Origin of the sequence: Streptomyces sp. NPDC006510 (assembly GCF_040611955.1) — a bacterium.
Classification (GTDB): Bacteria; Actinomycetota; Actinomycetes; order Streptomycetales; family Streptomycetaceae; genus Streptomyces.
Window position 1 is genome coordinate 18,769 of sequence record NZ_JBEXPH010000102.1, and the last position, 11,651, is coordinate 30,419.

Sequence of the window (11,651 nt, forward strand, 5' to 3'; positions counted from 1 at the left end):
CCCAAGCAAGCTGGGCGGGATCATCTCAACAGTCTCCCTCATTCGCGCGCAGGCTGAGGATCCGGAGTACCGCAGGTTCGGAATGGACGCTCCTCGCGCGCACCTGTCCAACTCGCCGCTTGAAGGCCTGAACGACATGATGCAGCCCGGCGGCCGTACGCCGGACGCTGCACGGCACCGACTGCCGGAGACAAGCCCGCTCCCGACTGGTTCTCAACCAGCCCGAAACACCCCAGCCCACACCACTCCCAGCACACCAATTACCACCCCCCGAAACGACGGGAGGGGCAGGCGGACCGGACGGCGTCGATTCAGACCGCTTGCACGCTCCAGCCCTCGTGCCGGATGTCGATCACGGGCATACCGGCGCTGAGAGCCGCGGTGACGCCTTCGTCTGTGTTCTCGAACGCGAGACACCGGTGGGGTGGCACGCCGAGTTCGGCGGCGGCGAGCAGGTAGGCCTCGGGGTCGGGCTCGAGGCGGGTGACGTGCTCGCGGGCGACAAGGACGGGGAACTGGTCGGCGACTCCGGCCGCGTCCAGGCCTGCTCGTACGACCTGGCCGTCGTTGGCCGAGGCGACGGCCATGGGCACCGCAGTGGCGGCCAGATGGCGTGCGAGGGCAGCCACGCGCGTCACGGGCCTCACCAGGCTGGTGCGGGCGAGCCAGTGGCCGCGGGCACGGTGCACGAAACGGCCGGTGACGAGAGCAAGGACGCGCAGGAGTTCCCGCCCGCCCGTGCTCCCGGCTCCTTCACCGTGGACGCCTCCACGCCGACGGACGAGCGCGCCTGCGACTCCGCCGACTGCCTCCGATACCGGACCCGGGCGAGGCTGCGGCGGCCACAACCTCGCCGAGCCGACGGTCGTTCAGCAGGGACGGCGCGTGGCCACGGTCCCATGCGTGGCGAGCCGCGTGGCATACCGCGGGTCCGGGGGTGCATCGATGGATCCTCCGTGCCCAGAGCCAAGGCTTCGGTGATCTCGCGAACGTGGTCGAGCCTGTCCGCCAGGGTTGCCGGGGGCAGCGCGTACTCGAAGCGGCCCGGCGCGACAGCGCTGCCTCGGACCACGACGGAAGCGGATCAACCTCCGCAGCCGAGCCAGATGTCGACATCGGATATGATCCAGCCGCCCGCCTGCTTCTTCCAGGTCAGGGACGCCGCATTCGTGTCAAAACCGCCGTCGTCGGTCTCGTGGCACTTTTCCAGGCCCGCCCACATGTTGTTGGCGTAGGTCACTTTCCCGAAGATCGGAATCTCCACGCCTTTCGGTACCGGCGACAGGGTTCGCTCGCTCGCGTACGTGAAGACCGCGTCCTCGCACGTCTCCGCTCTTCGGTCGTTGGCCCTGTTGGCAGAGGAGAGGAACTTGCTGTGTGCGGAGGGATGGATCAACGCGCACAGGGCCGGGCCGTTACCAGCGGCAAGGGCCTTGACGAAGGATCGGTAGGAGTCCTCCGGCGTCGCGGGAAGTTTCGGGACTTCAGGGGTCGCAGCGTCCCCGGCTGTGGAAGTGGATCCTGCCGCCGGAGGGGTCCGGCCAGAGGGCTCCTCCGCCCCGCAGCCGGTCAGCGACAGACATGCCACCGTCGGCAGCAGAATGGCTCTCCAGACTCGCCTGTCCACAGCAAATTCTCCAAGCTGGGGCCGAACTGGCCCTCGAATATGTTGGGTTGATCCAGTTGATCTGTACCTTCGAAGGCGAGAACAGCCTCAACGCGCTGGCTCGGCATCCGGCTCCTCGCCCGGAGCGGAAATCGGGCCCGGGTCCTCGGTGTCGGTGTTGAACGGCGGTGCCTCCTCGGTCCACTTCATCGATGTGATCGTCGTGTAGCCCTGCAGCTCCCCCTTGCTCACACCGTCACCGCTCCGGGTGGCGACCGTCTCGGTGCCGAGTGGCATGCCCGTGGACTTGTCGAAGATCAGGCGGAGTTCGACGGACTCGTGGGGGCTGGGGAGGGCGACGGCGTAGCCGGTGCGGCCGGTGTGGTCTTTGACGTCGCCGAGGGAGCGCACGCCGGGTTCGACGGCGAGGAGGCGGTAGGCGGCGGCGCGCAGGGCCGGGGTGGACGGGAGGGTCGTGGCGAGTCGGGCGGCTGTGTCGACGACGATCCGGTCGAGGATTTCCTCGGGGGCGTTGTAGTCCTTGTCGACCAGGGCGAAAAGGCGCTTGCGGAGGGCCTGTTCATCGGTGGGGAGCGTGGCCAGGAGGCGGAGAGGGAGGTCGCCCATCGCGACGACGTCCGCGATTCCGCCGGGGGCGTCGTGTTGGATCTCGCCCTTGCCGGCGTAGGTGACGGTCTCACCCGTCAGGTTCCACGACGTGGGGGACCCGTCCGCCTTCCACGCCGCCTCGTCGGCTTTCGTGGCCGGACGGGCCCCCAGGTCCAGGAGCTGCGACCACTGCTTGTTCTTGGCGGCGGCCGTCCAGTACCGCTGCTCGGTGCGCACGGCGACGGTGTAGTTCTTGCCGGGGACCTTGCGGAGGGAACCGAGGTGTTCCTCCACGTACCAGTACGTGCCGGAACCGGCCGGTTGCTGCTCAACGTGGGAGGCAGCAGCGAGAAGGACCTGGCTGCCGGAGCCCAACGTCGCGGAGGGCGCAGGTCCTGGCTTCTGCGGCGCGGTTTCGGTGATCGCCAGAGCCGCCACCGCTGTCGCGGTGGCCAGGGCGAGACCCGAGACGAGAGGGCGGCCCACCCTCCGCGGCCGGGGGGTGGCGCGAGCCCTGCGCGTCGCGCGCGGACGGGTCATGACCGTTGCGAGCTCCTCTTCCCGAACCGGTGACGGCGTGGGGCGGTCGGGGTCGAGGTGGGCGGGGCGGGCGGCTGTCAGACGGTGCAGGATGTCGTTCTTCACCGGGCTTCCTTTCCTACAGTGGTCCGGACTCGGATGGACACGCGCCTCACGGCTGCGGCTTCCTCCGTGGGCGGGTGGGCGGAAGCGGCCTGGGTGAGACGTTTGCGCGCCCGGTGCAGACGGACCCGCAGGGTGATGGGCGAGCAGCCGACCACCGCGGCCGCCTGTGCCGGGGTCAGGCCCTGCCACCCGGAGAGGATCAGCAGTTCCCGGTCGTCCTCCGGCAGCGTGGCCAGCGCCTTGAGCAGCGCGCTTCGCTCGGATACCTCCTCGGCAATGTCTGCCTCGGCGGGTTCCGCCCAGGAGCGCAGTTCGGCGGCGAACGACGCGCGCCTGGCCTCCGCCCGGATGCTGTCCCGCAGGATGTTGCGGGCGACCCCGAGCAGCCATGGCAGCGGCGGCTCGGGGACGTCGTCCAGCTTGCGCCAGGCCACGGTGAACGTTTCGTTCACCACCTCGTCGGCGACCTGCCGTCCCGCACGGCTGACCACGTAGGCCCACACACGTTGCCGACAGCCGTCATAGATGGCGGTGAAACGATCCGCGTCGTAGTCGGGCACTGCCGCACCTCCTGTCCCTCCTGGTGTGTTCTGTCGTCAGGTAGTGGGCCGAACGGGCTGATCGTTACAGCGCCATGTCGGAAAACACACCCGCGAAGCGAGACGTACGTCACATCAGGGTCCGCAAGCGGTGCCGCGCAGGGCGCGGCGGTCGGAGGGGGTGGTGGTACCGCGGGTGGTACAGGTGACGTGGAGGCAGCGAGGTCCTCGTCCAGGAGCTCGGCAGCCTGGCGCTGGACGTGCTCGCGGTCTCGGCGGCTGGGCGGAGCGGAGGCTGAACATGACCACCTCATCGTCGTGGGCGGGAGCAGCGGGCTAATCCCGTACGCACGGCGCCGATCACGGAAGACGGGCGCGGGTTCACCCCGACCGTGGTGCTGCGGCCCGGGGAACAGGTCCAGATCGACACCACCCGCCTGGACCCCCTGCCCTCGCAGCGGGCCCCGGACGGCCCGCAGGACCCGGACCAGGCTGCCGGCGAAACAGCCCCCGAGACGGACACCAACAGCCTCGACGACACCCCGACGAGCCACCACACCCCGGCCAGGACACCGATGAAGACGAAGACGGCTCCCCCACCGCCTCCTCCACCGGGTACGGGCCGTATGACGCCCGCGCGGAGGCTGAGAAATGGTGAACCGCCGCCCACCGGCACTCCACACCGCCAACACGCCGGAAAGCCGGAGCGCCCGGGACACCTCCCGCGTGGACGGTACGGCCGAGCCGTCCGGGCCCCTGACCACCTGTCTGCATATTTACAACCGTGGGGGCGTGCGCCTGGTGATGATCGACGAGACTCACCGCTTCAATCCCCGCACCACCGCCGGTGCGGAGAGCGTCGACCTCCTGAAAGACCTGACCGAACGCATCAGGGCGACGTTCGTGTACGCGGGCATCGACGTCACCACGACCGCCCTGTTCAGCGGTGTGCGTGGGGCGCAACTCGCCGCACTCGCCAGCCCGGTGGAATGCGGAGCGTTCTCGGCGCGGCTCGGGAAGCACGAGCCGTTCAAAGAGCTGATCACGGCAGTGGAAACCGCGCTCGATCTCCGCGCGCACCGGGTAGAGCCCCTCCCCCGCCACGCGTCCTACCTTCACCAGCGGACCGCGGGCCGGATCGGAAGTCCGACCCGGCTCCTTCGCCAAGCCGCGATCACCGCGATCCTTGACAGCAGCGAACGCATCACGAAGACCAGCCTCGACCAGATCCGTATTGATCACCTCGAAGCTACATACACGCCGGCAGCACACCCGGGACCGGCCACCGGAGTCGGCCATCGCCTCAGCGGCTCTTCTCCACACGGCGGACCAGATCCTCGCCCTCGACCAGCACGACCGCGACGAAGCCCTCAGCCTGGCAACCTGGACGCTGCCCCAAACGCACTGGGCCACTATCTGGGGGCAGGTCACTCCGAGGCCCGGCACCACCCCGCCCCTCGACAGCCCACGGAAGCACCAGGCCGCTTCGGAATTCGTCCGGCCGCGCGTCACCCGCAGCGAGCGCGCCCTCGCCCCTCCCATCCCCGCCCTGCCGCCCCAGCTACGGCACCGCAGGCACTGGGAATCGATCGCCAACTGTCTTGCCGCCCCGGGACCGAACACCCATTACGCCCAGCTCAAGCCGCTCCTGACGGAGCACGCCGACCAGCTCGCCAGCACCATCGACCAGCGGCAACCGTAAACGCCTGATGCCGCCTCCAGCAGCACCCGCCACCGGGCAGGGTTCGACGGGAGGCCGGGGCTGGCGGCCTGACGCAGCGCGACTGCTGACCGCGGAGGGTCACGCCGGAAATAGCGCCTGGGGCTCTATGCGACAAGACGCCAAGAAAGCCCCTGAGTAACCCTCTGCCGCATTTTCAAGGAGTCAAGGCAGGGGGGATTGGCTTGGTTGGAGCAAGGGCCGCACAGTGGCACATGGAGGCGTTCTCACCCCTCCAACAAGGGGCATCTCCGGTATCTTGGACAGCGTCCCGGCAGTCAGCGGCGCCGAGGCCCCGTGAGCCTCCGGGGCCCTGTTTGGGCTGCCGTGCCCTGTCTCCGCCAGCTGTCCGGCCGCTCCCGCACCACGGTGCGGGAGCGCGGTCTGCCATGCCCGAAAGAGAGCATCCGTGACCACTTACGACACTCGCACCGCCACCGATACCCCCGAATCCCAGCAGCCCGGCCATGTGGGGGCGGCGTCGTATGACGCCAACGCGATCACCGTTCTGGACGGCCTGGACGCCGTACGCAAGCGGCCCGGGATGTACATCGGCTCCACGGGAGACCGGGGGCTCCATCACCTGGTGCAGGAGCTCGTGGACAACTCCGTGGACGAGGCACTCGCGGGGGTGGCCGACCGGATCGACGTGACGATCCTGGCCGACGGCGGGGTGCGGGTGGTCGACAACGGCCGCGGCATCCCGGTCGGGATGCACCCGGTGGAGAAGCGGCCGGCCGTCGAGGTCGTGCTGACCGTGCTGCACGCGGGCGGGAAGTTCGGGGGCGGCGGGTATGCGGTCTCCGGCGGTCTGCACGGTGTGGGTCTGTCGGTGGTCAACGCCCTGTCGACCCGGCTGTCGGCGGAGATCCGGACCGACGGCTACCGGTGGACGCAGGACTACAGGGACGGCGCTCCCACCGCCCCACTGACCCGCCACGAAGCCACCTCCCGGACAGGCACCTCCCTGACGTTCTGGGCAGACGGCGAGATCTTCGAGTCCACCGAATACTCCTTCGAGACGCTGGCCAGGCGTTTCCAGGAGATGGCCTTCCTCAACCGCGGGCTCACCCTGAACCTCACCGACGAACGGCCCTCCGCGCGCGCGACGGCCGCGGCCGACGAAGCCGACTCGGACCCGGCAGCGAAGACGGTCTCCTACCGCTACGACGGCGGCATCACCGACTTCGTCGCCTACCTCAATGCCCGCAAGGGCGAGCCGGTCCATCCCTCGGTCATCACCATCGCCGCCGAGGACACGGAACGGCTGCTGTCGGCCGAGGTCGCCCTGCAGTGGAATGGCCAGTACACCGACAGCGTGTACTCCTACGCCAACGCCATCCACACCCATGAGGGCGGCACCCACGAGGAGGGCTTCCGCACGGCCCTGACCACCGTGGTCAACCGCTACGCGCGGGAGAAGAAGCTGCTGCGGGAAAAGGACGCGAACCTCTCCGGCGAGGACATCCGCGAGGGCCTGACCGCGATCATCTCGGTCAAGCTCGGCGAGCCGCAGTTCGAGGGCCAGACCAAGACCAAACTCGGCAACACCGAGGCGCGCACCTTCGTGCAGAAGATCGTCCACGAGCATCTGACCGACTGGTTCGGCCGTAACCCGAACGAGGCCGCGGACATCGTGCGCAAGGCCATCCAGGCGGCCACGGCCCGGGTCGCGGCCCGCAAGGCGCGCGACCTGACCCGCCGCAAGGGCCTGCTGGAAACGGCGGCGCTGCCGGGCAAGCTGTCCGACTGCCAGTCGAACGACCCGGCGATGTCGGAGATCTTCATCGTCGAGGGTGACTCCGCCGGCGGTTCGGCCAAATCCGGCCGCAACCCGCAGTACCAGGCGATCCTCCCGATCCGCGGCAAGATCCTCAATGTGGAGAAGGCCCGGATCGACAAGATCCTGCACAATCAGGAGATCCAGGCGATCATCTCCGCGTTCGGCACGGGCGTGCACGAGGACTTCGGCATCGCCAAACTCCGCTACCACAAGATCATCCTGATGGCGGACGCCGACGTCGACGGCCAGCACATCAACACCCTGCTGCTGACCTTCCTGTTCCGCTTCATGCGCCCACTGATCGAGGAGGGCCACGTCTACCTCTCCCGCCCCCCGCTGTACAAGATCAAGTGGAGCCGGGACCACGTCGAATACGCCTATTCCGACCGCGAACGCAACATGCTCCTGGAGCGGGGCAGGCAGGACGGCCGCCGGATCAAGGACGACTCCATCCAGCGCTTCAAGGGCCTGGGCGAGATGAACGCCGAGGAACTGCGCGTCACCACCATGGACCCCGACCACCGGGTCCTGGGCCAGGTCACCCTCGATGACGCAGCCGTCGCCGACGACCTCTTCTCCGTCCTGATGGGCGAGGACGTCGAAGCCCGCCGCCACTTCATCCAGCGCAACGCCAAGGACGTCCGCTTCCTCGACATCTGACCCTGGGCACTGCTCCCGCCCCACCGGGAGGCCCGGCCCGAAGCCCGACCACTACCCTCTGTTGCCCAGGAGAGCACTGCGTGAGCACGTTCCCCGCCCCGGCCACCGGCAGCCGCCCCCAGGCCGGCTCCGACTACACCGCACGGCACCTGATGGTGCTCGAAGGACTGGAGGCCGTACGCAAACGCCCAGGCATGTACATCGGATCCAGCGACAGCCGCGGCCTGATGCATTGCCTGTGGGAGATCATCGACAACGCCGTCGACGAGGCCCTGGCCGGCGCCTGCGACCACATCGAGGTCATCCTCCACGACGACGGCTCCGTGGAAGTCACCGACGACGGCCGCGGCATCCCCGTGGACGCCGAACCCCGCACCGGCCTGTCCGGCGTCGAAATCGCCTACACCAAACTCCACGCCGGCGGAAAATTCGGCGGCGGCTCGTACGCCGCCTCCGGTGGCCTGCACGGCGTCGGCGCCTCCGTCGTCAACGCGCTGTCCGCCCGGCTGGACATCGAGGTCGACCGCCACGGCCGCACTCACGCCATCAGCTTCCGCCGCGGCACACCCGGCACCTACACCGGCCCCGGACCCGACGCCCCCTTCACCCCCGCCCAGGGCCTGCGCCAGACCACCAAAGTCCCCAAGAGCCGCACCGGCACGCGCGTGCGCTACTGGGCCGACCGACAGATCTTCCTCAAGGACGCCAAGCTCTCCCTGGAGAACCTGCACCAGCGCGCCCGCCAGACCGCCTTCCTGGTGCCCGGCCTGACCATCGTCGCGCGCGACGAGTACGGCCTCGGCGAGGGCGGCAGCAAGGGCGAGGAGTCCTTCCGCTTCGACGGCGGCATCAGCGAGTTCTGCGAGTACCTGGCGAGCGACAAGCCCATCTGCGACACCCTCCGCTTCACCGGACAGGGCACCTTCAAGGAGACCGTCCCGGTCCTCGACGACCACGGCCGGATGACCCCCACCGAGGTCACCCGGGAACTCGGCGTGGACGTGGCGATGCGCTGGGGCACCGGCTACGACACCACGGTGAAGTCCTTCGTCAACATCATCGCCACCCCCAAGGGCGGCACCCACGTCGCCGGCTTCGAACAGGCCGTCGCCAAGACGATGAGCGAGGTGCTGCGCGCCAAGAAGCTGCTGCGTGTCGCGGAGGGCGACATCGTCAAGGACGACGCCCTGGAGGGCCTCACCGCGGTCGTCACGGTTCGTCTCGCCGAGCCGCAGTTCGAGGGCCAGACCAAGGAGGTCCTCGGCACCTCGGCGGCCCGCCGCATCGTCAACACCGTGATCAGCAAGGAACTTAAGGCGTTCCTGACCTCCACCAAGCGTGACGCAGCCCAGCAGGCCCGTGTGGTCATGGAGAAGGCCGTCGCCGCCGCCAGGACGCGCGTCGCCGCCCGCCAGCACAAGGACGCCCAGCGCCGCAAGACGGCCCTGGAGTCCTCCTCTCTGCCCGCCAAGCTCGCCGACTGCCGCAGCGACGACGTCGACCGCAGTGAACTGTTCATCGTCGAGGGTGACTCCGCGCTCGGCACGGCCAAGCTCGCCCGGAACTCCGAATTCCAGGCACTGCTGCCGATCCGCGGCAAGATCCTCAACGTCCAGAAGTCCTCCGTGACCGACATGCTGAAGAACGCCGAGTGCGGCGCGATCATCCAGGTCATAGGAGCCGGATCGGGCCGGACCTTCGACATCGACACGGCCCGCTACGGCAAGATCATCATGATGACCGACGCCGATGTCGACGGCTCCCACATCCGCACCCTGCTCCTGACCCTGTTCCACCGCTACATGCGCCCCATGGTCGAGGCCGGCCGCGTCTTCGCCGCCGTGCCGCCACTGCACCGCATCGAGCTGATCCAGCCGAAGAAGGGCCAGGACAAGTACGTCTACACGTACTCGGACCACGAGCTGCGCGACAAGCTGCTCGAGTTCCAGAGCAAGAACATCCGGTACAAGGACTCCATCCAGCGCTACAAGGGCCTCGGCGAGATGGACGCCGACCAGCTGGCCGAGACCACCATGGACCCGCGCCACCGCACCCTGCGCCGGATCAACCTCACCGACCTGGAAGCCGCGGAAGGCGTGTTCGACCTGCTGATGGGCAACGACGTGGCTCCCCGCAAGGAGTTCATCGCCGGCTCCGCTGCCACGCTCGACCGGTCCAGGATCGATATCTGAGAATCGCGCGACCTGCCCAGGCGGCCCCCGCCTGCTCTATTGCCCGGACCAACGCCCGATTGGCCAACTACTGGACGACGTAATGGCCAACCAGGAATCGACACAGCCGCCTGACCAGTAGGAATCAAAGCGTCACTGGCCACCTGGCGGTCGAGGTCACACCCCACACCTCAACTCACCCCCCGCCGGCGTCAAGGGCGCGGTGGTCGCCGGATATGGCGTAGCGGCGGGCGAGTCTCTTCGCAGAACGGGGCGAGGATGTCGGCGGCCGCGGTGTCGGACAGGTAGGCCGCTGTGGGCGAGCTCTGACCAGGGATGATCGGGCAGCGGAGCCGTCGTGTCGGCGGAATATCGGGCGCTGTCGGTCCAGTGTCGGTGGGGTCTGGCACCTTTCGAGAGGTCCTGCCGGGTGCCCATCCGGCTGTGGGTTTCCGCTTTCCTCTCCTCACCCGAGTCCAAGGAGCGCATATGACGATCACTGTCCGACCGGGAAGCACCGTGATGTTCACCGGCGATTCGATCACCGACTGCCAACGGCTGGAGAGCGAGGACGGTCTCGGGTTCGGCTACCCGCTGCGCGTCGCGGGCGAGTGGGGACTCCGGCACCCGGACCGGCCCGTGACCTGGCTGAACACCGGGATTGGCGGCAACAAGGTGATGGACCTCGAAGCCCGCTGGCAGACAGACGTACTCGACGCGCGCCCGGACGTGGTGTCGATCCTCGTCGGGGTCAACGACATGGGCTGGCACACTCTGGACCCGAAGGGGTACGTGATCCCCGCGGAGGAGTTCGAAGCGGGCTATGACCGCCTGCTCGCGCCCCTTGCCGAGGCGGGCACGAACCTGATCCTCATCGAGCCGTTCCTCCTGCCGATCCACGGCGTCGTCGAGGCCGGTGCCGGTGTCGCGCTCATCGGAGAGGAAGAGCGAAAGGAATGGCGCACCGACCTGGACCCGAAGATCCAGGTCGTGCGCAGGCTCGCCCGCAAGTACGGCGCGCATCTGCTCGCCGCCGACGGCATGTTCGCCGAGCTCGCCGCGACGGCCGGGCCGGAGTACTGGGCCGCGGACGGCGTACACCCGACGCCGCCCGGTCACGCCGCACTCGCGGCGGCCTGGCTGCGCCTGGTCGCGTGACCCGGCCTCGCGAGCGCCCGCGACACCGGCGATCACGAGGAGCTTCGCCGACCGGGCCGCCCCGGGCGGGCGCAGGAACCCAGGCTGGATGAGCTGAACAAACAACGGCTGCACGCCGCCGTCCGGCAGGCGTGTACATCGTTCCCCTGGAGAGGAACGATGAAGGCAGGACGGCCCGTTACGAGCGTTCCCGGACCGCCGAGCCGCGCGCCGGACCGCCTGCGGCCGGCCCCGACAACTGGCCCGCGAGCGCGGAGCACGTGGCCCCGTTCTTCGTGATCGTCGTCAACTCGCTGGGCACAGCGGACAAGGTCTCCGAGTAACAGTTCGACTTCGTTGCCAACCTGGACTGGGAGACCGGCCGTAGCCGCGGGCCGTCTCTCGCCCGCGTGGCCGCGTGGGAGGCAATGAAGGCAAGGCGCTGTACGAGCTCGCGCGCCGGGACACTGCAGCTGATGTCGACGTGTTCTTCGACTGCGCTCTGTGGGCGTGCGAGCGCAGCAGCGGCCAACGCGATGGCAGGCCATCGGCCTTCAAGTGTCGTCGCTCTCCAGCGCCAGAAGCAGCACCCCACCCACCGACGAGCAGTCCGGGAGCAGCAACCCACAACCACCGTGCAGCACCGGACACCGCACAGTGCGGGAGCCGAGCGGCATCGACACACATACTGACTTCGGCTGGTTAGGGTGACGTTGGGGTGTCGACGGCCAGGCCGGTGCCGGCTATGAAGCCGTCGAGGGTGTCGGGCCGGTACTGCAGG

At 68.7% G+C, this 11,651-nt stretch carries 9 protein-coding genes; 5 read left to right on the plus strand and 4 right to left on the minus strand.

The features are described 5' to 3' along the window. Positions 1 to 311 precede the first annotated feature (311 nt). The 4 genes from ABZY11_RS26955 to ABZY11_RS26970 form a co-directional block, all read right to left on the minus strand. Positions 312 to 689: an HAD-IA family hydrolase gene (locus ABZY11_RS26955; RefSeq protein WP_356481607.1), complete on the minus strand. Its 378-nt coding sequence runs from the start codon at positions 687 to 689 to the stop codon at positions 312 to 314. A gap of 395 nt (positions 690 to 1,084) precedes the next feature. Continuing rightward, on the minus strand, positions 1,085 to 1,264 hold the full coding sequence (locus tag ABZY11_RS26960; protein ID WP_356481608.1) for a hypothetical protein: 180 nt from the start codon (positions 1,262 to 1,264) through the stop codon (positions 1,085 to 1,087). A 450-nt stretch (positions 1,265 to 1,714) separates the two neighbouring features. Further along, a complete protein-coding gene (locus ABZY11_RS26965) occupies positions 1,715 to 2,860 on the minus strand; it encodes a CU044_5270 family protein (protein WP_356481609.1) in 1,146 nt (381 codons plus the stop codon). Continuing rightward, positions 2,857 to 3,420 carry a sigma-70 family RNA polymerase sigma factor gene (locus tag ABZY11_RS26970; RefSeq protein WP_356481610.1) on the minus strand — a complete coding sequence of 188 codons (564 nt, stop codon included), beginning with the start codon at positions 3,418 to 3,420 and terminating at the stop codon, positions 2,857 to 2,859. Before ABZY11_RS26970 ends, ABZY11_RS26965 begins: the two co-directional genes overlap by 4 nt. 1,213 nt (positions 3,421 to 4,633) lie before the next feature. Here ABZY11_RS26970 and ABZY11_RS26975 point away from each other — a divergent pair. From ABZY11_RS26975 to ABZY11_RS26995, 5 genes are all read left to right on the plus strand, one after another. After that, positions 4,634 to 5,101: a hypothetical protein gene (locus tag ABZY11_RS26975; protein ID WP_356481611.1), complete on the plus strand. Its 468-nt coding sequence runs from the start codon at positions 4,634 to 4,636 to the stop codon at positions 5,099 to 5,101. Between the two features lie 427 nt (positions 5,102 to 5,528). Then, on the plus strand, positions 5,529 to 7,562 hold the full coding sequence (gyrB, locus tag ABZY11_RS26980; protein WP_356481612.1) for a DNA topoisomerase (ATP-hydrolyzing) subunit B: 2,034 nt from the start codon (positions 5,529 to 5,531) through the stop codon (positions 7,560 to 7,562). Between the two features lie 80 nt (positions 7,563 to 7,642). Beyond that, a complete protein-coding gene (locus ABZY11_RS26985) occupies positions 7,643 to 9,754 on the plus strand; it encodes a DNA topoisomerase IV subunit B (protein WP_356481613.1) in 2,112 nt (703 codons plus the stop codon). A gap of 468 nt (positions 9,755 to 10,222) precedes the next feature. Continuing rightward, positions 10,223 to 10,891 (plus strand): SGNH/GDSL hydrolase family protein, encoded by a 669-nt coding sequence (locus tag ABZY11_RS26990; protein WP_356481614.1) that lies wholly within the window; start codon positions 10,223 to 10,225, stop codon positions 10,889 to 10,891. A gap of 131 nt (positions 10,892 to 11,022) precedes the next feature. Further along, on the plus strand, positions 11,023 to 11,214 hold the full coding sequence (locus ABZY11_RS26995; RefSeq protein WP_356481615.1) for a hypothetical protein: 192 nt from the start codon (positions 11,023 to 11,025) through the stop codon (positions 11,212 to 11,214). Positions 11,215 to 11,651: the final 437 nt, after the last annotated feature.